Below are 22,847 nucleotides of genomic sequence, written 5' to 3' on the forward strand. Positions count from 1 at the left end.
TATGCACTTCAGATATCACTAGTTTCATAGATTTGTAGATTCATCTCATTCTTCCTGTTAAGCATCACCCTTTTATAGAGCCTAGCAATACGCCCTTAATAAAATGCTTCTGCAGAAACGGATAAACACAAAGAATCGGTACAATCGCGAATACTATAGCTGCTGCCCGGATGGATTCCGGTGTCGTCACGACCTGCAACACGCCTTCTCCCCGCAGCAGATCATCGCTCACCAAATCGATCATTTGATACAGCTTCACCATAAGCGACATTTTGTCTGTACTGCGGATATAAATTAATACATTCATATAGGAGTTCCACCAGGTAACGGCATAGAACAGTGTTAAGGCTGCAATAACAGGCTTGGACAGCGGCAATATAATTTGCCACAAAATACGAGCCTCGCTTGCGCCATCAATCGCTGCCGATTCCTCAAGCTCCTCCGGCAAGCCCTCCAAAAAGGACTTCATAACAAACAGGTTGTAGGCGCTTATAAGTGCAGGCAGCCATAATGCCCAATACGTATTATTCAGTCCAAGCGAGTTGACCAATAAAAACTTTGGAATAAGGCCGCCGCTGAAAAGCATGGTGAACAATATCGCCATCAGCATCACATTTCGCACCTTCAAGCGGCTTTTGGAAAGCGGATAAGCCGCCATAATCGTAAACAGCATATTGAGCGCTGTACCAATAACAGTAATGATAACTGTATTTTTAAGAGCTATAATTAACTGCCCGTCTCGTATTAAGTTGTTGTAGGCGTCAAATGTAAGCTCGATTGGCCACATAAATACTTCACCTGCGTTAATGGCCCTGCTGCTGCTGAACGATGTCGCGATAATGTTAACAAACGGAAACAGCGTCGTATAAGCGCAAAGTGCCAAAAAGATATAGATCAGCCACCTCGCCCAAGCTGGCGATGACAATTGCTTGCTCATAAGCACTTCCTCCTTTCTTGATTCCAGCTACCATAAGCCACGCTCGCCCATTGCTTTAATAATCCGGTTAACGGCTACAACCAAAATTAGAGCAATGACTGACTGGAATAAACCGAGTGCTGTCGTATAGCTGTACTGTAAATTAATTAGTCCCCTCGTATACACAAACGTGCTGATTACCTCTGCTACGCTGGTAACCGCATCGTTTCGCAGCGCATACACCTGTTCAAAACCGACCTCCATCATATTGCCGACCTGTAAAATAAGCAAAATCGCAATCGTGCTGCGTATGCCTGGCAAAGTAACATGCCAGGTTTGCCTGAGCCTGTTGGCGCCATCGATTTTGGCCGCTTCATAGAGCGTAGGATCAATCGATGCCATAGCTGCCAAATACAAAATCGTTCCGAAGCCTGCTTCCTTCCATATGCCGGAGACGACAAAGCTGACCGGCCACCAAAACTTGTCCGCCATAAAATAAATCGGCTCCATACCGAAGCCCTTTAGCAAAAAATTGATAAAGCCGGTCGATGGCGACAGTAAAGCAATTACAATACTGCCAAGCACAACCCATGAAATAAAATGCGGAATATAAAGCAGATTTTGCAATGTTCGCTTATACCATTCCACCCTTACTTCATTAAGCAAAACTGCTAATAAAATAGGCACAGGAAAAGCAAAAGCCAAATGGTACAAATTGAGCAGCAGCGTATTTTTTAAAACGACATAAAACTCTTTACTGGCAAACAGCTTCTCAAATTGCTGGAACCCAACCCAGGGACTACCCATAATTCCATCCGCCAAACGGTAGTTTTTAAATGCAATAATTTCTCCAAACATAGGGGCATATTTAAATACAATTAAATAAAGGGCAACCGGTACAAGCAGCATATACAAAAAACGGTTGCGCGCAAGCTCCTTGCTCCAAGAAAATTTACGTTTAAAAGATTTCTCTTTCTTTTCTGCTGATAAAGTGGTATCGATGGCCTGCTTCATTTTCTCCCTCCTTTCTTCTGTCTCGCGATCTCTTCAGCCATTGCAGTTAAATCGATTTCTACGCTAGCACACTCTTGTTCCTAGTGAAATCTTCACTTTTTATGGTGCTACACCTTATCTCCAAAACGCTGTACTCATTTTTTGTGATGCTATGCTTTTTAGGTTTTCAGCCTGGATTTATATAGATTTCATGCGGGTTCAAGAGACTTTCGAAGACTAGATAAAGGAAATGAGGGCGGAAGAGGAACAATGAAGAAGATCAATTTGCACAACAAAAAAACAGAGGAAACATTCACTCTGCAAGATTTGAACCCTATTATCTGAAGGAAATCTGCTGTCTCTGCTGACAGTTATTTAATTCGTGCAGACGACGAGATTAATAGTATCTTAACCGAAGGACAATAGTGAATTCACGGGGATTACATGTTAATGTAAATGCCTTTTCCTTCTAAATTGCTTATACATTCTGCTAAATATTGATCATCGTGCTCTGGATAAATAATTGCACCTTCCTGTGCAAGCTGATAAAGCCGGAGCGCATCTTCATCATCGCAATATTCCTGTTCAATTTCCTCGCTCGTATTGAAGCCGCGTTTTTTCATTTCATCAATAATAAGCAGGCCGTAGGCACGCAAGCTGCTCAAAGGATGATCATTAACGTAGTTAACTACCGAGTGATTAACTTTTCCATGACGTTTGATCGAAGCAAGTATCATTCTAATTTCAGTATGCTGTCCTCCCAGTTGATTGGAACAGCCTTTATAATCCTTAACACTGGGCAAATGTTTAATTAAGCTTTGATGCCATAGTCGCATGATCCTCACTCCTTTATCAATGTCATCTACAATATATACAAAGAGAAACGGCAGCGTCGTCCTTTGGACAGGCGCGTTTACCGATGAAACATAAGAACGGGTATAAGGATAAAAAAACGTAACCTTTCTTATTTCAAAAAAGGAGGCTCCACTCCCTTTACAGGTGAATGAAACCCCCTACTCATATAATCATTTTTTCAGTACTTCATGTTAACGTTATTAGTTAACTGCTTTTTTCCAATCTGCAGCAAACTTCTCAAGACCTTGGTCTGTAAGTGGATGCTTGGAGATTTGCTCAATGACTGAGAATGGAATCGTAGCAATATGCGCACCTGCCATCGCAACGCGAGTAACATGATCAGGATGGCGAACAGAAGCCGCAATAATTTGAGATTCAAGCTTATGAGTACGGAACAACTCAGCAACTTTAACGATCAATTGTACGCCATCTTCGGAAATGTCGTCAAGACGACCAAGGAAAGGCGATACATAAGTTGCCCCAGCGCGAGCTGCAAGCAAAGCCTGGTTAACAGTAAATATCAACGTTACGTTTGTTTTAACGCCTTTTTTAGTTAGGTAGCGGCAAGCTTCCAAACCTGCAAGCGTCATAGGCAGCTTGATTGTAATGTTTTTATCATTGTTGTTCAGCTTGATCAGTTCATCCGCCTGCGCGATCATCTCTTCAGCCGTTATTGCGTCCGGAGTAACCTCTGCGGATACAGATTCAACTTCTGGAACAGCTTGTAGGATTTCAACGATACGATCCTCAAATTTTACGCCTTCTTTGACAACTAGCGAAGGGTTAGTCGTTACGCCGGATAGAACTCCAAGCTTGTACGCTTTTTTAATATCATCCAAATTTGCAGTATCAATAAAAAACTTCATTGTGCAATCCCCCAATATTAGTTTATTGTTGCTTATCAACTTTTTTAAAATCAGGTTATAACCAGAAAACAGCAATAGGGCTACTAATTACTACTTCACTAACTCTTTTGCTAATTTTACTACATTTTCAGTTGAAAATCCAAAATAGTTAAGCACTTCAGCGCCTGGACCTGATGCTCCGAATGTATCGATACTAACTGCTTTGCCGCTAAAGCCAATGTAACGATCCCAGCCTGTTGAAATGCCTGCTTCAATGGAGATACGATTCGTAACTGCATTTGGCAGTACAGACTGCTTGTATTCGTTAGCTTGACGCTCAAAAAGCTCCATACTAGGCATAGCAACAACACGTACAGACACATTTTCTTTTTCAAGCTCAGCTTTTGCATTTACTGCAAGTGAAACCTCTGAGCCCGTCGCGATAAGAATTAATTCTGGCTTATCGTTTGTTTCGGACAATACATAAGCACCCTTTGACAATCCATCCATATTCGCCTTAGTCTCTTCTAGAACAGGAAGGTTCTGTCTGCTTAGCACCAATGCTACTGGACCTTCGCTTTGCTGCAAGGCATAAGCCCAAGCTGTTGCTGTTTCATTCGCATCTGATGGGCGAATAACAGTAAGTCCAGGAATTGTGCGAAGAGCTGACAAATGCTCGACCGGCTCATGAGTCGGGCCATCCTCGCCTACTGCAATTGAATCATGTGTAAATACATAGACGACTGGCAATTTTTGAATGGCTGCCAAGCGGATGGATGGACGCAAGTAATCACTGAATACGAAGAATGTGCTTACGAAAGCTTTCACGCCGCCATGCAGAGCCATACCGTTGCCAGCAGCTCCCATTGCATGCTCGCGAACGCCAAAGTACACGTTGCGACCTGCGCCCGACTCAATAGCAAATTTTTGATCGCCTTTAATATCAGTCATTGTAGAGCCGGACAAATCCGCGCTTCCGCCAAAGATAGACGGCACAGCTTTAATGTAATGATTGATAGCTTCACCGCTCGCAACACGAGTCGAAATCGCTTTGGAGCTGTCAAAAGTAAGAATGTCGGAAGCATCGATAAGAACAGAACCGTCAATCGCTTGCTCAAGCTCGTTTGCTTGCTCCGGGTAGCTGGCTTTGTAAGCAGCCAGAAGCTCGTTCCATTGCCCTTCTTTAGCTGCACCTTGCTCTTTAAGTGCTGCGAAGTGAGCTTTCACTTCCTCAGGCACAGTAAATTCTTCCTCATAGCTCCAGCCGTATGCTTCTTTCGTCGCTTTAGCGCCTTCTTTGCCAAGCGGATTGCCGTGGGCCTTGCTCGTGCCTGCAACCGGGCTGCCATAGCCGATAATAGTGCGGATTTCGATTAGAGTCGGCTGCGAATCATTTTTCTTGGCAGCAGCAATTGCTTCAGTAATGCCCGCAACGTCATTGCCGTCCTCTACTCTCAAGTATTGCCAGTTTGCCGATTCCGCTCTCTTTTGTATATTTTCGCTAAAGGAAAGATTCAATTCGCCATCCAGAGAAATTTCATTCGAATCGTACAATACGATCAGCTTGCCAAGCTTCATATGACCTGCCATGGACATGGCTTCATACGCAACACCTTCCATGAGGCAGCCATCGCCAACAAGGGCATATGTGTAATGGTCAACAACCGGGAACTCTTGCTTGTTGAATTTGGCTGCTAGATGAGCTTCAGCCATAGCCATGCCAACAGCCATTGCAACACCTTGGCCTAGCGGGCCAGTTGTTGCTTCTACCCCGTCAGTATGACCAAACTCTGGGTGGCCTGGAGTTTTGCTGTTCAGCTTGCGGAATTGCTTCACATCATCCAAAGATACATCATAGCCTGCAAGGTGCAGCATGCTGTATAGAAGCGCAGATCCGTGACCAGCAGACAGCACGAAACGGTCGCGGTTAAACCATTTGGAGTGGCCAGGGTTATGATTCATCTGGTTAGCCCAAAGTGCATATGTCATTGGAGCTGCACCGATCGGCAAACCCGGATGACCAGAGTTGGCACTGTTAATAGCGTCAATAGACAATGTACGAATCGTGTCAATTGCTAATTGTTCAATAGTTTTGGTTGTAGACATATAAATCTCCTTCGTTCGTTTTATTATTTGATGCTGGTTTAGCATCAAACCACCATTTGAAGCCATCCTTCTCCAGCAATTGGTCAGCTGCAGCCGGTCCATATGTTCCTGCTTCGTAGTAATGAAGCGGAACCTCATTGTTTTGGAATGCTTCAAGCACAGGCTGTACCCATTCCCAGGAAAGCTCTACCTCATCCCAATGCGCAAAGAAGGTTGAATCACCGCGAAGCGCATCAAAAATAAGGTTTTCGTAGGCTTCTGGAATATCTGCTGGATCCTTATGATGATCGACATGAAGAGGAATAAATTCCCCTTTATATATAGAATCTCTTGAGCATAAATGCAGCCAAATGCCTTCGTTAGGGCTCATCTCAAATACTAATAGCTTAGACGCTTGACTAGGCCTTGAAGAGGATGCTGAAGATTGGCTTGGCGCAAATGCTGCATGAGCTGCTTCCTTTAATTCAATAACGATGCGCGTGGACTTCTCTTTTAGTCTCTTGCCTGTACGGATATAAAACGGTATGCCGGACCAAAGCGGATGATTAATTTCCAGTCGGGCTGCAATAAATGTGTCATTATGAGAGCTTTCAGAAATACCTGGCTCATCTATGTAGCTTTTTACCGGCTCATTCTGTAAGACTCCCGCTCTGTATTGCCCGCGCACAATTTCACTTTGAATATGGCTTGCTTGCAATGTTCTCAGCGATTCCATAACGACATGCTTCGGCAGCTCGCCTGAATCTGGATCGCGATGTTTAGGAATATGTGAAGCGACCATCATGAGCAGCTGCAGCAAATGGTTTTGGAACATGTCCCGGATTGCCCCTGCTTTATCATAGTAGCCTGCGCGTTCCTCAACGCCGACTGTTTCATTGGCAACGATTTGCACATTAGCAATCTCGCGGTTTCTAAGCACGGCTTGCAGCTCAGGATTTACAGCTTGCAGCTCGCCTAGCTTTTGTACAATCGGTTTGCCAAGATAGTGATCAATGCGATAAATTTCTTTTTCCTCAAAGGAATGATTTAAATTTTCATTCAATTCCCTTGCAGATTGCAAATCATAACCAAACGGTTTTTCGATTACCAACCTCTTCCAACCTTTGGCTGTGCCAAGGCCGCTATTTCTAATATTGTTTGCGATCGGCTCGAAAAATTCCGGGCCTACCGACAAGTAATAGATTCGGTTTGGCGATATATTCAGCTCAGCTTCTCTTTGCTCGACAAGCTGCAGCAATGCTCTATAATCTTCCTCGCGGCCGATATCCAGCACTTGGAAGCGAAACTTAGCAAGAAACTGCTTCAGCTCATCTTCCCTTCCTGCTTGTTTTCTTGAAAAGCTGTGAACCGCTTGCTCAACATTTTTTTGAAACATGTCATCGGACCATTCACGCCTGCCCAGGCCAATCACAGAAAATGCTTCAGGAAGCTTTTTCTCAAGAAATAAGTTGAACAACGCAGGATATATTTTTCGTTTTGCCAAATCTCCTGTTGCGCCAAATAATATAAATGAGGCTGATTCCATCTCCACGACTCCTTCCTGAAATTTGTATCTATTTTCTGTAGTTATTTTGCTTGCTTGAATCAAAACAGCATGGTAGCTTCTTTCCCCTAACTACACTATAATACGAAATAGACCTATATAAGTAATTAATATATCGGACAGGAGATATAGATGGCGTCTATGACTAACAACTATGAGCTGTATAAAGTATTTTATTGGGCTGCCAAAACAGGCAGTCTCACTCAAGCCGCCAAAGTTCTATTCCTTACCCAGCCCAGCGTAAGCCATGCTATTAAGCAACTAGAGGAAAGCTTTGGCATTACCTTGTTTTACCGTACTCCCAAGGGAGTCACGCTGACGCAGGAAGGCTCGATTTTATTTTCGTATATTGAACAATCGCAAATATTGATTACACTGGCCGAGGAAAAGATGCATGCGCTTAAACACCTGGAAAGCGGAGAATTGAGAGTCGGCGGCAGCGACTCCTTGTTTAAGCACTATTTGCTTCCTTATCTAGAAAGCTTCCACAGCAGCTATCCCGATGTGAAAATTCATCTGAACCATGGAACGACGCCAGAAGTCATCTCTTTTTTAAAGGAAGGAAAAATTGATTTGGGTGTCGTTCGGATGCCAATAGTTGATCCGCAGCTTGAAGTGCAAGAAAGCATTCAATTGCAGGATTGCTTCGTTGCTGGAGCCAAGTATGCTGATTTGAAGGGAAAAGTATTGTCAATGGAAATGCTGCTGCAGTATCCGATCATTCTTTTCTCGCGCAATAGCCGTGTTAGAATGAACATTACGGAGCTGTTTCAAAGCTATGGCTACAGTATAAAACCGGAATTCGAGGTCGGAAGCGTTGACCTGCTTATAGAGTTTGCTAAAAAAGGACTCGGCATTTCCTTTGTAACGAGGGAGTTTGTGTCCAGCGAGCTTGAGGAAGGGTCATTATTTGAAATTCAACTTGATGTGCAGCTGCCGCCCGCGCAAGTAGGCATTATGATTATGCGAAATATGCCGCTGTCTATAACAGCAAAGCACTTTGTCGAAATGGTTAATCAATAGTACAAGCCAAGGAGCTGATCAGGCTCCTTGGCTTGTTTTTATGCGAAATAGCGTATTTTGTGAGACTGTCGATTAATTGTGGATAGTTGCAACAAGCAATAGAAAAGGCTGCCTCTGCGATTAAGATTAGGATTCCTGGGCTTGGGTTCATGAAAAGCTTGCTAAATGAGCATGCAATTGCGGAAGCTAAGTACATTTCATGCATCTAGTTTCTCATTTTTACCGATATAAACGATTCTACATGTATTTCATGCATCTAGTTTCATTGAAATACTCTATATTTTGCGAAACGCGCCAAACTAGATGTCGTTTTTCCCCTTAGAATTACAAAAAAGCAAAATTTCTTAAAACTAAGTACAGGAAATGCAGTTAGCTTTGGCATGTGAATGCTCATTCCACAAAAACAGAATTTATCGCCCCAAAGTATATAACAGATCAGCGCGGAGGTGTAGTCTTCTACATCATACGAAAATTAGTTTACATAATAAATATGATGTAAACTAATTTCATTCACCATATCTCATCCACTCAAAGCATATCTCTTAGCATCCATACAAACTAAACTTACTTAATGACGTTAATTACTATGAGAATCGCTCGATCTTTATCTTTCGTTTTTATTTCAAGCTGCGTAATGCACGCTTTACAATTCGATTCGTTTCCTTCGTATTCGAGCTTTCTGTCCACCTCGCACAAACTTGTTTTACCCATTCAGGATTTGATTTGCTTGCATCGTTTAGCCAATTCGACACCGAATCTTGCACATACTTGGCAGAATCGGATTTGACAATCTCCAGCAGTGGCAAACCCATTTCAGGACGTTCCTTTAATCTCGTTATATGTTTAGCCCATACTCCATTGGGCCGAATAGCTTCTATCGCAAATCTTCTAATTTTCTCATCATGATCCACTAGCCAGTCCTTTAATATGAAAAGTGATACTTCCAGCTCATTAATAATCGCTTCCCTCACAGCCATCCACGCTATTTCTCGCACGCCGAAATGTTCATCGCCAGCAAAAGGGCGAATAAGCGGCAGCTTCTGAGCAATAGTCAGCTCAGGATTAAGGCCAATAATATATGCAGCCCAGCATCTGACACTATCTGAAGGATGTGATGACAGCTTCTGAAAAACAGCCTTTCCCTCTACTTCCCCTATTTCTCCTAAAATAAGTCTCCAGCCATTTGCAATAGCAGGTATTACTTTCATAATCTTCTTTTCCTTTAATCGTTCCTGCATGAATTTATTATGAAAATGCTGCAGCTCGAATTGAGCCAACACCTGCTTTAGCAACAGCGAGTGATCAACCGCAAGCCATTCCGTCAAATTAACTGTTGCGATAACCCCTGCTTGCAGATGTTCTAATACATACTGCGGAATATCCCCTGCTTTGCTTGCCCCCTTGCGCTGCAATATTGCTGCTGATATTTCCAAACCATTTGAACTATCCATTCCGATCGCTCCATTTATAACTTTTTCATAATTGTATAATGCAGCATGCTAAAAAAGCTGTAATGTATATTACAGCTTGCTATGATGTATGTAGATCGTGCGAAAGCCCGTTTTGATCATGTTATTATGCGCAAGCTCCTGCAGCGCCATTGTCACTGCTTCACGCGAAGCCCCTACTAAACCGGCAAGCTCTTGATGCGATATAGGCAAATCAATTTTCATGTACGCTCCTTCTCGCATATGACCGAACTGATGTGCAAGTTTAATGAGAGCTTGAATAATCCGTTCAGATAAATTTTCAAGCGCCAAATGCTGCGCAAGCAAGCTCATTTGCCCGACACGCTTACTTAGCAGTCCTATCATATTCATCATTAAGCGAGGATGTTCGAGCATAAACGCTTCAAAGCGAATTTGATCTATCGTGCAAATATGACTTTCTTCAATTGCTTCAATATATAGATTTCGTGTCCCTAGCGATACCTGATTCAATTCTCCGAAAACGTTTCCTTCCGATAAAAGATCAAGCGTAAACATTTTCCCTTCGGCATTAAGCTGATACAAACGCACTTTTCCTTTTTTCACGTAAAATAACTTCTCAACGAACGTATCGGGCGTTTGAATGAACGTATTTTTTGGATACAGCGTAATTTGTGTCAGCTCATCCATTTCTTTTAAATCTTCATTGGACAGGGCTTTCAGCAGATTTATTTCAGATAAAGCAAATAGTTTATCCATCATTCACCTTTGTCATAAATTTGATTTTTCCATTATATCACACGTAGTAGAAACTCCATATGTAAATAGAGGTCGGAACACATTTTGTTTACATAATAAATATTACGTAACTAAATCACATAGTTAACTGCATTAACCACTTCCGAAAACTAATTAGCACTCAGCACTTAGCGCTCTGTGCCCAGCTATCTCGCGATATATTTAATGACATTAACTTATACCTTTATTCACTCAAAAAAAACATACTCAACTGCGAGTATGTTCTCTTAAATTCACCGTTATATTATAGGTTTTTACAATACTGCACCACTTCTTCATAGGATTGCTTGCCGCCAAAAATATCCAAAGCACTGCCCACTGTAATATCCAGCCTGCCTTGAGAGATAGTATGAAATAGCTCCAAATCAGCAATCGATCTTGCTCCCCCAGCATAAGTGGTTGGGATTGTCGTCCAATTCGCCAAGTCGCGCACCAAGCTTTGCTGTATACCGCTTTGCTTGCCCTCTACGTCAACAGCGTGAATGAGAAACTCATCGCAATACTGCTCCAAATAGGCTATATTTTCTTGATTAACCTCAAAATCGCTGAATTGCTTCCACTGATTTGTGACTACGTACCATTTACCGTCCTTTTCCTTGCAGCTTAGATCTATAACAAGCCGCTCCTTGCCTACTAAAGCGACGATATCCATTAAGTTTTGTTTATGCAGCTTCCCATCTCGAAAAATAAATGAGGTTACGATAATATGCGTAGCTCCAGCCTCCAAATATTGCAATGCGTTATCGCAAGTAATGCCTCCGCCTATTTGCAGCCCTTTCGGATAAGCACGAAGCGCTTCAAGCGCTGCTTCCTCATTGTTAGGTCCCAGCATAATGACATGACCGCCAGTCAGCTGATCTCGCTGGAACATTTGTGCAAAATAAGTTGAGCTGTGCGCAGATACAAAGTTTTCCGTAACACTGCCAGAATTAAGTGTCTCCCCTACTATTTGCTTTACCTTCCCTGCATGCAAATCGATACATGGTCTGAATTTCAAAGTCATTCCTCAATTCTTTAATTAATTAATGTAATTAATTTTATATTTAATGACGTTAATAATATTATGCGACTATCAAAACGTCTGATTAGCTAGCATTAATTTTGCAACAACTAAAATGACACAATGACATCCATTTAATTGAGTTTACATAATAAATAATATGTATACTAAATGCAATTCTAACTCACTACTCACATATTTTACTATATAACGATAGTAGAAGAAACCTTCTTCGATGAAAAATAAGAACAGATATAAGGTCAAAATAACTTGTACTTTCTTATATTTAAAAAAACTGTCCCGCTTTTTCACAAAAGACGTGGACAGCTAAACGATATACATGCTTTACTGTTTTACGATATGAGTGCCGGCATTATGATGAATTGCAGCTCTTAAGTTTTCCGGGTTCGTTATAATGACATTTTGGCCGTTATGATGAAGAAATTTCAAGCTTGCCTCTACCTTAGGCAGCATGCTTCCCGCCGGAAAATGTCTTTCCTTCATATATTGCTCCAGCTGCTCCATCGATATTTCATCCAGCTCTTGCTGATCAGGCTTGCCGAAGTTAATACAAACCTTTGGTACACCTGTCGTTATAATTAAAGAGTCAGCTTGCAGCTGATCCGCGAGCAGGCTGGTCGCAAAGTCTTTATCTATAACAGCGTCAATACCTTCATACGTGCTGTCCTCCCGCTTTACTACCGGAATGCCCCCTCCGCCAACTGCAACGACTACAAATCCCGCATCAATCATCGCTTTAATTGCATCCTTCTCAACAATATCAATCGGCTTTGGCGAAGGCACTACTCTGCGGTAGCCTCTTCCCGAATCCTCTACCAAAACCCATTCAGGATGCTCCTGACGCATCGAGTCTGCCATTTCTTCAGTAAAGAATGCACCGACAGGTTTCGTTGGATTATGAAAGTTGGGATCATCCTTATTAACTTCCACCTGTGTAATAATAGTAACTACTTTTTTATTCAGGCCGCGTTTAATAAATTCATTCGTTAGCGCCTGCTGAATCATATAGCCGATTCCGCCTTGAGTATCAGCCACACAATTGACTAGAGGTACACTCGACATCCCCTGCTCCTTATGGGCAATCTCGCTTCTTCTCATCGCAAAGCCTACCTGCGGGCCGTTGCCATGCGTTACGACTACTTCGCATCCATCCTGTACCATATCTGCAATGTTGGCAGTAATTGAACAGACAGCTTCGTATTGATCTTGCACAGAATCATATCCATTATCCTTTACAAGCGCATTGCCGCCAATTGCAACCACAACTAAATTCCCCACATCGATCCTCCTGAACACACAATCATTTACAATACTTGACACACTTGATCTAGGATACCATTTTGCTGAGAAATAAGAAAGCATAAAAAAAGGCAAAAGAGCGTCCTTTTTCGCCTTTTCCTTGAACAAGTTTATCACTTTTAAAGAAAGGTCATAATGAGCACTATGAGCACAATTTGTAAAACAGCAAACTCGAAACGACGGACAGGTGAACAGCATGACGAACAAACCTAAAAACGGTACTGCATTGCAAGAAGGCATTCATAATCAAATTGAACAAATTATGGGCATATTCGGACATAGCTCGGACTTATCGTTGCGAAAAATTAAAATAAAAAACGGCAAGCAACAGCCAGTAGAAGCAGCTATGATCTATTTTGAAGGCATGATTGACTCGCAAGCTGTTCAAAATTGCATGAGCAGTCTTTTACTTGTCGATTTGCAGCAAGCCTCTCCTGAACATGCTTCAGTATCGGTTAAAGAGCAGCTTTTCTATTTACAGCGCGAGGCGCTCGTCGTGAATCAGCTTTTTATAGCGCAGGACCTCTCATCCATCACAGCCTATATGCTTTGCGGAGAAGTTATATTTTTACTGGAAGGCTCTGCAGAAGCTATAGCACTAAACGTGAATGACCAGCAGCAGCGCGGAATTAGCGAACCGTCTACTGAAACCATTATAAGAGGCCCAAGGGAAGGCTTTATTGAAAATATTCGTACCAATACGGTGCTGCTGAGACAAAGAATGAAGAGTGAAAAGCTGTGGATTGAACAGAGAACGATTGGAACGATTACAAAAACAAGTATTGAAATTTTATACCTTAAAGGTATAGCTGAAGAGTCAATAGTAGCGGAAGTAAGAAAACGGCTGGATAAAATTGAAACGGATGGGATTTTGGAAAGCAGCTATATTGAGGAATTTATACAAGATGAAACCTACACCCCCTTTCCTACTGTGTTCAATACAGAGAGGCCTGATGTCGTTGTAGCAGAGCTGCTGGAAGGGCGCGTTGCCATACTAGTAGATGGCACCCCGTTCGCTCTTGTCGTGCCCGCTACCTTTGTGCATTATTTTCAAGCAGCCGAGGATTATTACCACCGTGCAGATATAAGCACGTTAATTAGAATTTTGCGATTTGCCACCTTTTTTATCGCATTGCTTGGGCCATCTGTCTATATCGCCATTACAACGTTTCATCATGAGATGATTCCTACCCCCTTGCTCTTAAGCTTAAGCGCGCAGCGCGAAGGTGTTCCCTTCCCTGCTTTTATAGAAGCTGCGCTTATGGAAATCGCCTTTGAAATTTTACGAGAGGCAGGCATAAGAATGCCACGGGCAGTTGGCCAAGCGGTATCCATCGTAGGCACGCTTGTTATAGGCACTGCCGCTGTTGACGCAGGCATCGTCTCCGCTGCAATGGTAATCGTCGTGTCCATTACAGCGATATCAAGTTTTGTCTTTCCTGCACCAGAAATGTCTTCTACCATTCGCATGATCCGTTTTCCAATGATGATATTAGCCGCTACATTCGGACTTTTCGGCATCATTATCGGCATTGTCATTATTGTGTTTCATATCACCAGCCTGCGCTCCTTCGGCCAGCCTTATTTGGCTCCGCTTGGCCCGATTGTCATTTCTGATCTGAAGGATACGTTAATAAGAGTGCCTAACTGGTTTATGAAGAGCAGGCCGGCTATGCTGAACAAGAAAAATAAAACCCGCCAAAAAACAAGGAAAACATTAAAAAATACAAAATGATCGGAGATGCTTCAGCATGAAAAAAACACTACTTGTCATCTCCTTGCTGCTCGTTATAATGTTGCAAACTGGTTGCTGGAGCAGAACCGAGCTTAACGAGCTTGCTATTGCTGTAGGGCTAGGCATTGATAAAGTAGGCGAGCAATATGAGCTTACCGTGCAAATTGTAGATCCCTCTCAAGTATCATCTCAAGGATCAAGCAAAGGCTTCACGCCCGTAGTCTTGTATTCCAGCAAAGGCAAATCATTGCCTGAAGCTGTCGGACGTCTGGCTACTGAGGTACCGCGCAAAATTTATTTTGCCCATTTGTGGATCGTTGTTTTATCTGAAGAAGTGGCTAAAAAGGAAGGTATCGGCTATATACTCGATTTCTTATCCCGAGCTCATGAATTCCGCAATGATTTTTATTTTGGCATATCCCGCGAGTCGACAGCCAAGCAGCTATTAGGTATTTTAAGCGCGCTTGAACGGATTCCCGCTAATAAAATGTTTCAATCGCTCTCGATCGCGCAAAGGGATTGGTCCCCCGTCTCAGCGATGCATTTGGATGAAATGCTTGACGAAATGATGCTGGATGGCAAAAACCTTGTCCTTAACGGCTTTAGGATTGAAGGCGATATTAATAAAGGCTCTTCTATTAAAAATTTGGAAAGCACCACTAATCGAACGAAAATAAAGCTGAGCAGTCTTGGTGCTTTCAAAGGAGATAAATTGGTCGGTTGGTTGAACGAATCGGAAAGCAGAGGCTATACGAACATTACTAATAAACTGAAAAGAACCGTCCTGGTCGTTGCTTGCGAGGGAGATGGCACGGTTTCCTTTGACGTGATCCGCTCCAAGACGAAGATTGAGCTGCTGAATGATCGTGGAGGAAAACTAGCCTTTAAAGTATCCATGCTGACGGAAGCTGACATCGCGAGCGCTGAATGTACGATAGATTTAAATGATCAGAACGTGCTGAATGATCTGGAAACGTTAGGGGCTAATCAAATAAAGGAGCACAGCAGTTCCGCCATCAAAAAAGCTAAGAAGCTCGGAACAGATATATTTGGATTCGGAGAAGTGGTACGCCGATCCAGGCCAGCCTATTGGCAAACGATCAAACATGATTGGTACGACATCTTCCCAACTATTCAAGTCGAAATAACGCCTGTGCTCAAAATTAGAAGGCTGGGCGCAATTGGCGAATCTACGCTTAACGATATTAAATAGTAAGGCGGCTATCCATGACTAAATTTCAAATTAGCAACCGGCAGCTTATTATAATGGCTACGATTATTACAATTGGCGATTCTATGCTTGTGCTTCCCTTTGTATCCGCATCTGCAAGCACGCAGGATGCCTGGATTTCCTTTCTGCTTGGCACAGCAATTGGTATGAGCATTATAACGTTTGTCACTTTTATAGCCAAGCTGTTTCCTAACTTGACGCTGGTCCAATATAACGAGAAGGTGTTCGGCCGTTGGATCGCCATGCCTCTCTCCCTTTTCTATTTGTTCTATATTTTTTTAAACACATCTGCTCATATACGAGAAATAGCCGATTTTTTAACAACGCAAATTATGCCGGATACGCCGATCCATGCCATTATCTTTTTGACATTGCTCGCTACTATTTACGGCGCGAGACATGGCATTGAGGTCATTGCACGCACGAGCGAGGTGTTTTTTCCATGGCTTATATTGTTTATGGTGATCATTATTTTACTTTTGGTAAAGGAAGTTAAAATGGAACATATCCTGCCCATAATGGAAACGGGAATAAAGCCGATACTAAGAGGATCAATCCCTTCAGCGGCATTCCCTTTTATGGAGCTTTCTTTATTTTTTATGATCTTTCCTTTAGTAAAAGAAAAATCTAAAATTACAAAAAACATGCTGCTTGGCGCTGCGATAGGCGGGATACTAATTTTCTGCATGGTCATTCTTTCTATTTTGGTGCTTGGGCCATATATTACTGTCACGCATATATATCCAAGCTATGCTTTGGCTAAAAAAATAGATGTTGGCGGTTTTTTGCAGCGCATCGAGGCTACTTTGGCTATATTATGGATCATGACCATTTTTCTTAAAATCTCAGTTTGTCTTTACGCTTTCACAACTGGCATTGCTCAGCTTATAAAAATAAAAAATGAAAAAATACTGTTTATGCCCTTTGGCATGATCTTGTACTTTTTATCGATTATTCTGGCACCTAATATCGCATATTTCAACCGATTTATTTCGCAATACTGGTCGCTGCTTGATTTTACATTTGCGTTTGTGGTACCTCTGCTCTTATTGACCGCCTTCACCGCACGAAAATGGTTTGGAAGCGGAAATCTGAAATAGAAAGGAAATGTACATGCTCACTGTCCTTTTTATCGTTCTCGCAAGCACGCTTATCGTTGTTATCGAAGTTCCAACGCTCAAAAGAGAAAAAAACAGAAAAGACATAGTCGTCTTCTCTGTTTTAATGCTAGCAGGCATTGTATTTGGCGTTTGCTGGGGGCTAGGCGTCGTCTTTCCTTCCCCCTTTCAACTGCTGACCGTTATTTATAAGCCGCCTTATGACTTATTAATGCAACTGCTCGGTTAGTTTTGATCAGGATATGTTTTCTGCAAAAATGCGATGGATTGAACAATTAGCTTTTTAAGAACCTCAACATCAATGTCAGCTAATTTATTAATGTATATACATGCTTTCCCAGCTGTATGCTTGCCAAATTGCTGCAATAACTCGTCTCGCTCGGTATCCCCTGTTGCAAAATACAAACTAGTTTTTGCTTTACGCGGAGAAAAGCCGACTAGGGGAGCATCGCCTTCATGACCTGTTGGATATTTATAATGGTAGCTGCCAAAGCCTATTATGCTCGGCCCCCACATTGTCGGCTCATAGCCTGACGCTTCAGTAAAAATATCAAGCAGCCGATACGCATCCTCTTTTTTCTTCTCGCTCTCAACCTGTTCTATAAACTCAATGACACTATGATCCGTCGGCTTCGTCTTTTGCTCGTACATATTCGCATACCCCTTCACGTTAGATTAGCTGCCATTATAAAGGGAAACATTGCGATCAAGTTTGGGATTCCCTTTTCTACTGCTTATCAATGTCCGCAATTAATCGGCACTCTCATTATAGCAACTAATCAGAAGCGGGAACAACTAGCCAACAATAGCTTGCAGTTATTAAGCGTTTTTATATAAATGCTTCATCAATTCCTTGTTTTTCTTTTGAAACAGCTCATTATGCGACGAAACCATTCCCCATGCTCTAGCATCCGGTGCAATATAAAGCTTGGCTTTGTTTATCGCATTAGCTGCATCCTGGAAAGCGCCGGCTATAAGGTGCAGCTTCCCATCATGATGTAAAATATCGCCTGCGGCAAAAATGCCCGGTACTGAAGATTCGCTTAATACACTGCCGTTCACCCAATAATCGTCCTTCAGCTCAATTTTAAGCACGCTTTCCTTTAATAAGGCCATATCTCTTTCATAACCATGATTAATAATGACGTCATCGACCTCAAGCTCAATGACGCTCTCGTCTTCATTTTTGCGCAGCAGCACCTTTTGGATCGCGCTATGGTCGTTGTCAGCAATCAATGTTTCAATCGTTGTATTCAGCAGCAGCTCGGTTGAGCCGTTTTGCAGCTTCGTCACCTCTGCTTCATGACCTTTAAGCATATCGCTGCGATAAGTCAAATATACTTGTTTGGCAATGGGCTCAAGCTCATTGGCCCAATCGATCGCCGCATTGCCTCCGCCGGAGATAAGAACTGTTTTATTTTTGAATCTGGCCAATGATTTCACTGTATAGTGCAGATTGGAAACTTCAAAGCGCTCTGCGCCTTCAATATTCAATTTTGTCGGCTTCAATATGCCTCCTCCAACCGCAATAATAATCGTCCGGGAATAATGCTCTTGTCCGGAAGCGGTATGCAGCGTAAAAATACCTGTTTCATCCTGGGATAAAGATACGACCTTCTCGCCAAGAACAATTTCCGGGTTGAAGGTTCTCGCTTGCGCTTCCAGCTGTTCAATTAATTTTGCGCCGGTTGTAGGCATGAGACCGCCGACATCCCAAATCATTTTTTCGGGATATACATGCACCTTGCCGCCAAGATAGGGCTGGAATTCAATTATTTTTACCGACATCTCTCTCAATCCGCCATAAAAAGCTGCAAACAGACCCGCTGGCCCTCCACCAATTATCGTTACATCCAAAATATGTTTGCTCTCCATTTCTATCCATCCCTTCATTTTCTGTTTTATTTCAACTACGATCTGGATTTTGCTAGTAAGTATAAGAAGTACGGTGCGCCAATTACAGCGACAACAATTCCTGTAGGTATTTCTGAAGGCTGCAGAATGACTCTTCCGATCGTATCTGCTGCCACTACGAGCAAGCTGCCGGCAAGCGCTGCGGTTGGCAGCAAAATCTGATGCCGCGGACCGACAAGCCGCCGCGCCAGATGGGGAGCAATCAATCCTACAAAGCCGATTCCGCCGCTAATTGCCACCGATGAGCCCGCTAATCCAACAGCAACGGCCAACAGCCCTATCCGCTCCTTCTCTATCGAAGCTCCAAGACTGGCAGCAGTGTGTTCGCCAAGGCTTAACACATTCATCATGCGCGCCTTGTACCAGGCTAGAGGAATTAATACAACGATCCATGGCAGTAATGCAAGTACAAATTTCCAGTTGGAGCCCCATATGCTTCCGGCTAGCCAAGTAGCAATAAACTGATACTGATCGGGATCTAGCTTTAATGTTAGGACGATCATCGCAGCGCTTATTCCCGCTGCAACGGCTATCCCTGTCAACAGCAGCCTTGTAGGCGATATGCCTTCATTTTTTTTATAGGAAAGCACATATATAAGCAAAGCGGTCAGCCCCGCGCCAATTAGCGCAAGAAAAGGAATTGCAAATACGGAGCCAAATGAATTGGTCGGAAAAAACGAAACAAACAACATTAATGCAAACCCGGCGCCTGCGTTTATTCCAAGAATCCCGGGATCAGCAAGCGCGTTGCGCGAAATCCCCTGCAAAATACAGCCGGATACTGCAAGCCCTGCTCCAATCAACAAGGAAATGACGATCCTTGGCAACCGGAATTGAAATAAGATCAAGGATTGCTTTTCATTCCCGTATCCAAACAATGTTTTAAATACTTCAAGCGGTCCAAGCCGGATATATCCAGAATTCATACTAACAATAATGCTTAGAACTATGAGTACAGCTAAAATCGTAATGATCATTACGTCGCGTCTCAATTTCTTTTGTTCGTGACTTATAGATGTAGTTGCCGGCATTAGAGCTCTCTCCTCTCTTTTCTAGCTAAAAATAAAAAGAAAGGAACTCCGATTAGAGCAATTAAAGCGCCGATGGGCGTTTCATATGGCGGATTAATTGTTCTGGCTATTACATCTGCCCATATAACCAGCAAGCCTCCTAGTATCGCTGAGCACGGAATAATCCAGCGATAATCAACGCCGACCAGATAACGGGTAACATGCGGTATAATCAAGCCGACAAAGCCGACTGCACCGACGATAGATACAGCAGAGCCCGCCAAAACAAGTACGGCGAGCATGCTTGCTACTTTGACAACAAAGGTGCTCTGGCCTAATCCTGCAGCAATTTCCTCGCCTAAACTCAACAGCGAAATGGAACGCGATAAAACGATTGCCAGGAGAAAAGCCCCCAGCACCCAAGGGAAAATAACTTTAATTTGCAGCCATTTGGTGCTTGCAACACCTCCTGCATACCAGAACGCAATATCCTGGCCGACATGGAAATGCAAAGCGATCCCTTCGCTGATCGCAACGAGCAAGGCACTGACCGCTGCGCCTGCCAGCACAAGCCGCAACGGCGTTAAGCCCCGTCTATTGAGCGAGCCGATTCCAAATACGAGCCCCGCTCCAATCGCTGCGCCTAGAAAAGCAAATATAATCAGCTTCATAAACGGCATGCCGGGAAAAAAGGCAAAGCATACAGCAATCATAAAATTTGCGCCTGCATTGATGCCGAGCAGTCCGGAGTCTGCAAGCGGATTGCGCGTCAAGCCCTGCATAATAGCTCCGGACACTGCGAAGCAAAGCCCAACCATCATGCCTGCAATAGCTCTTGGAATCCGCAATTCGCGAATAATATGATGATCTGTAATTTGATCATTGAAGTGGAAAATCGCCCGCACGATATCATTCCATTTAATCGATGTAGCCCCAATAGAAATGGACAATGCTAGACTAAGCAGCAAAGCAATTGATCCTCCAATTATTATGACAGTCGCAACGATGGGCCTGGAAGAATAGTTGCGGTCTGCGGCTGATCGCCTGGTGGACATTTGTGCGTTATTGGTTGCCATTGTTCAATCTATTTACTCCTTCCAATTGCCAGTGCGAGTGTACTCGTATATATTGGCCAAACTTAAACAGCAAATTGCGCTTTATGCAGCCGGCTGTAGATGCCTTCATCTTTTATCAATTCATCGTGGCTGCCTTGCTCTGCTATGCCCTGCTCGGCAACAACAACAATCCTGTCTGCATTTTTAATCGTTGCTAATCGATGTGCGATAACAAGCGTTGTCCTTCCTTCCGCAAGCTCTTGCAGCGCCGACTGAATCGCCTGCTCCGTTTCTGTATCCAAGGCAGAGGTTGCCTCATCCAAAATCAATATTTGCGGATTTTTCAAAAACATTCTCGCGATTGATAATCTTTGCTTCTGACCGCCGGAAAGCTTTACACCGCGCTCGCCGATTACGGTATCAAGCCCTTGCGGCTGTGATAACAGCATTTCCTCAAGCTGCGCGCGTCTGGCAGCCTCCCATATTTCTTCCTCTGTCGCATTCAGCTTTCCATATGCAATATTGTCTCGGATCGTTCCGTCAAACAAAAATACATCCTGTTGAACAATGCCGATATGAGAACGCAGCGATTCCAAAGTCATGTCGCGAATATTAACGCCGTCTATTTTGATTGCACCCGAATCAACGTCGTAAAAGCGCGGCAGCAGCGAGCAAAGTGTCGATTTCCCGGCTCCAGACGGCCCTACCAGAGCGACGGTTTCACCCGCTTTAACGGAAAGATTAACGTCTACCAATACAGGTTTCTTATTTTCGTACTTGAAGGTGACATGCTCAAATTGCAGATGTCCTACTACCTGATTAAGCGGCTTGGCATTTGGCGAATCGTTTACATCCGGTTCCGTCTCCAGCAATTCCAAATATCTGCGGAAGCCGGCCACTCCTTTCGGGTACGTTTCGATGACGGAATTGATTTGCTTGATTGGACCAAGAAACACATTGGACAGCATAACAAACGCGATAAATTGCCCGTAGCTCATTTGATTATCTATGACAAACCATGTGCCGCACAGCAATACAAATATCGTTACAAATTTCATAAGAATAAAGCTGAGTGACGAGTTCCAAGCCATTATTTTATATGTGATAAGCTTAGTCATTCTAAAACGATTGTTGTTTTCAGCAAATTTTTTAATTTCAAAATTTTCGTTTGAGAAAGCTTGCACGACGCGAATACCGCTTATGTTATTTTCCACTCGAGCGTTGTAATCAGCCACGTCGGAGAACATTTTACTGAATGCTTTGGACATCTTTTTACTGAAATAAAGCGATAAATAAATAATTAATGGAATGATAATAAATGTAAGTACTGCCAGCTTCCAGTTAATGCTGAGCATAATGCCGAAAGCGCCAAGCAAGGTCATGATCGCGATAAACAGATCCTCTGGCCCATGATGCGCGATTTCACCGATATCCATCAAGTCATTGGTCATTCTCGAAACAAGATGCCCTGTTTTGTTGTTATCAAAAAAACGAAATGAAAGCTTCTGAACGCGATCGAACAGCTTTTTTCTCATATCCGTTTCAATATTGATGCCCAGCTTATGCCCATGATAAGTAACTACATAATGCAGGACTGAACTAACGAGATAGATCGCGAGAAGCCCAAGACAGGCATATAGAATGACCTGCCAATTTTGGCTTGGCAATAAGTCATCGACGACATAGTTGACTGCAACGGGGAAAATAAGATCAAACAAAGCAGCCAGAATCGCACAGCCAAAATCTAATATAAACAGACCGCGATAAGGCCTGTAATAAGCCATGAAGCGACGAAGCATATTCAACCTCCTAGATTAGTATAAGCGATGCGATTGATATTCATTATCAATAACATTCTGTAACATTATAATGATCTTTCATATTTAAAGCAATGTACTTTTGTGAGCAACTTCTTATACAATTTTTAATACCGGAGGCGCATGCCGGCTTCGGCTTTA

20 protein-coding genes are annotated in these 22,847 nt (G+C 43.0%); 5 read left to right on the forward strand and 15 right to left on the reverse strand.

The genetic code is table 11. From position 1 onward, the window contains the following. Positions 1-64: 64 nt before the first annotated feature. The 6 genes from V1L65_RS05660 to zwf form a co-directional block, all read right to left on the reverse strand. Positions 65-937 carry a carbohydrate ABC transporter permease gene (locus V1L65_RS05660; protein ID WP_331698114.1) on the reverse strand — a complete coding sequence of 291 codons (873 nt, stop codon included), beginning with the start codon at positions 935-937 and terminating at the stop codon, positions 65-67. Between the two features lie 27 nt (positions 938-964). Further along, positions 965-1,930, reverse strand: coding sequence for an ABC transporter permease (locus V1L65_RS05665; RefSeq protein ID WP_331698115.1), 966 nt, complete (start codon positions 1,928-1,930; stop codon positions 965-967). Positions 1,931-2,349: 419 nt separating this feature from the next. Beyond that, on the reverse strand, positions 2,350-2,745 hold the full coding sequence (locus tag V1L65_RS05670; protein WP_331698116.1) for a pyrimidine dimer DNA glycosylase/endonuclease V: 396 nt from the start codon (positions 2,743-2,745) through the stop codon (positions 2,350-2,352). 219 nt (positions 2,746-2,964) lie between these two features. After that, a complete protein-coding gene (gene fsa, locus V1L65_RS05675; protein WP_331698117.1) occupies positions 2,965-3,630 on the reverse strand; it encodes a fructose-6-phosphate aldolase in 666 nt (221 codons plus the stop codon). A 90-nt stretch (positions 3,631-3,720) separates the two neighbouring features. Continuing rightward, positions 3,721-5,715, reverse strand: coding sequence for a transketolase (tkt, locus tag V1L65_RS05680; protein WP_331698118.1), 1,995 nt, complete (start codon positions 5,713-5,715; stop codon positions 3,721-3,723). Then, the gene (gene zwf, locus V1L65_RS05685) at positions 5,693-7,240 is read right to left on the reverse strand and encodes a glucose-6-phosphate dehydrogenase (RefSeq protein WP_331698119.1); all 1,548 of its coding nucleotides are present in this window, start codon (positions 7,238-7,240) and stop codon (positions 5,693-5,695) included. The genes tkt and zwf overlap by 23 nt, the downstream gene beginning before the upstream one ends. 159 nt (positions 7,241-7,399) lie before the next feature. Between zwf and V1L65_RS05690 the strand changes: the two genes are divergently transcribed. Beyond that, positions 7,400-8,281, forward strand: coding sequence for a LysR family transcriptional regulator (locus tag V1L65_RS05690; protein ID WP_331698345.1), 882 nt, complete (start codon positions 7,400-7,402; stop codon positions 8,279-8,281). Between the two features lie 617 nt (positions 8,282-8,898). Here V1L65_RS05690 and V1L65_RS05695 read toward each other — a convergent pair. The 4 genes from V1L65_RS05695 to arcC all read right to left on the reverse strand — a co-directional run bounded on the left by V1L65_RS05695 (position 8,899) and on the right by arcC (position 12,805). Beyond that, a complete protein-coding gene (locus tag V1L65_RS05695; protein ID WP_331698120.1) occupies positions 8,899-9,732 on the reverse strand; it encodes a HEAT repeat domain-containing protein in 834 nt (277 codons plus the stop codon). Between the two features lie 69 nt (positions 9,733-9,801). Continuing rightward, on the reverse strand, positions 9,802-10,467 hold the full coding sequence (locus V1L65_RS05700) for a Crp/Fnr family transcriptional regulator (RefSeq protein ID WP_331698346.1): 666 nt from the start codon (positions 10,465-10,467) through the stop codon (positions 9,802-9,804). Positions 10,468-10,750: 283 nt separating this feature from the next. Then, complete coding sequence (hisA, locus tag V1L65_RS05705; protein ID WP_331698121.1) at positions 10,751-11,503, reverse strand: phosphoribosylformimino-5-aminoimidazole carboxamide ribotide isomerase; 753 nt, start codon at positions 11,501-11,503, stop codon at positions 10,751-10,753. 348 nt (positions 11,504-11,851) lie between these two features. After that, on the reverse strand, positions 11,852-12,805 hold the full coding sequence (arcC, locus tag V1L65_RS05710) for a carbamate kinase (protein WP_331698122.1): 954 nt from the start codon (positions 12,803-12,805) through the stop codon (positions 11,852-11,854). A 217-nt stretch (positions 12,806-13,022) separates the two neighbouring features. Here arcC and V1L65_RS05715 point away from each other — a divergent pair, with 217 nt between their 5' ends. Genes V1L65_RS05715 through V1L65_RS05730 form a run of 4 tightly spaced genes read left to right on the forward strand, consistent with a single transcriptional unit; the run spans position 13,023 to position 17,139 of the window. Then, positions 13,023-14,561, forward strand: coding sequence for a spore germination protein (locus V1L65_RS05715; RefSeq protein ID WP_331698123.1), 1,539 nt, complete (start codon positions 13,023-13,025; stop codon positions 14,559-14,561). 16 nt (positions 14,562-14,577) lie between these two features. Continuing rightward, the gene (locus V1L65_RS05720) at positions 14,578-15,774 is read left to right on the forward strand and encodes a Ger(x)C family spore germination protein (protein ID WP_331698124.1); all 1,197 of its coding nucleotides are present in this window, start codon (positions 14,578-14,580) and stop codon (positions 15,772-15,774) included. 14 nt (positions 15,775-15,788) lie between these two features. Next, positions 15,789-16,892, forward strand: a complete 1,104-nt coding sequence (locus V1L65_RS05725) for a GerAB/ArcD/ProY family transporter (protein WP_331698125.1) — start codon at positions 15,789-15,791, stop codon at positions 16,890-16,892. A gap of 13 nt (positions 16,893-16,905) precedes the next feature. Beyond that, positions 16,906-17,139, forward strand: coding sequence for a hypothetical protein (locus V1L65_RS05730; RefSeq protein ID WP_331698126.1), 234 nt, complete (start codon positions 16,906-16,908; stop codon positions 17,137-17,139). Here V1L65_RS05730 and V1L65_RS05735 read toward each other — a convergent pair. The 5 genes from V1L65_RS05735 to V1L65_RS05755 form a co-directional block, all read right to left on the reverse strand. After that, positions 17,136-17,561, reverse strand: a complete 426-nt coding sequence (locus tag V1L65_RS05735; RefSeq protein ID WP_331698127.1) for a DUF1801 domain-containing protein — start codon at positions 17,559-17,561, stop codon at positions 17,136-17,138. The two genes, V1L65_RS05730 and V1L65_RS05735, sit on opposite strands and share 4 nt — an antisense overlap. Before the next feature lie 168 nt (positions 17,562-17,729). After that, complete coding sequence (locus V1L65_RS05740) at positions 17,730-18,785, reverse strand: NAD(P)/FAD-dependent oxidoreductase (protein WP_331698128.1); 1,056 nt, start codon at positions 18,783-18,785, stop codon at positions 17,730-17,732. A 35-nt stretch (positions 18,786-18,820) separates the two neighbouring features. Continuing rightward, on the reverse strand, positions 18,821-19,855 hold the full coding sequence (locus V1L65_RS05745; RefSeq protein WP_331698129.1) for a FecCD family ABC transporter permease: 1,035 nt from the start codon (positions 19,853-19,855) through the stop codon (positions 18,821-18,823). Beyond that, positions 19,855-20,910 carry a FecCD family ABC transporter permease gene (locus V1L65_RS05750; protein WP_331698130.1) on the reverse strand — a complete coding sequence of 352 codons (1,056 nt, stop codon included), beginning with the start codon at positions 20,908-20,910 and terminating at the stop codon, positions 19,855-19,857. Before V1L65_RS05750 ends, V1L65_RS05745 begins: the two co-directional genes overlap by 1 nt. 62 nt (positions 20,911-20,972) lie before the next feature. Then, entirely contained in the window at positions 20,973-22,688 is a 1,716-nt protein-coding gene (locus tag V1L65_RS05755; protein ID WP_331698131.1) for an ABC transporter ATP-binding protein, read from the reverse strand. Positions 22,689-22,847: the final 159 nt, after the last annotated feature.

It is taken from the genome of Paenibacillus sp. IITD108, assembly GCF_036541265.1.
Classification (GTDB): domain Bacteria; phylum Bacillota; class Bacilli; order Paenibacillales; family Paenibacillaceae; genus Pristimantibacillus.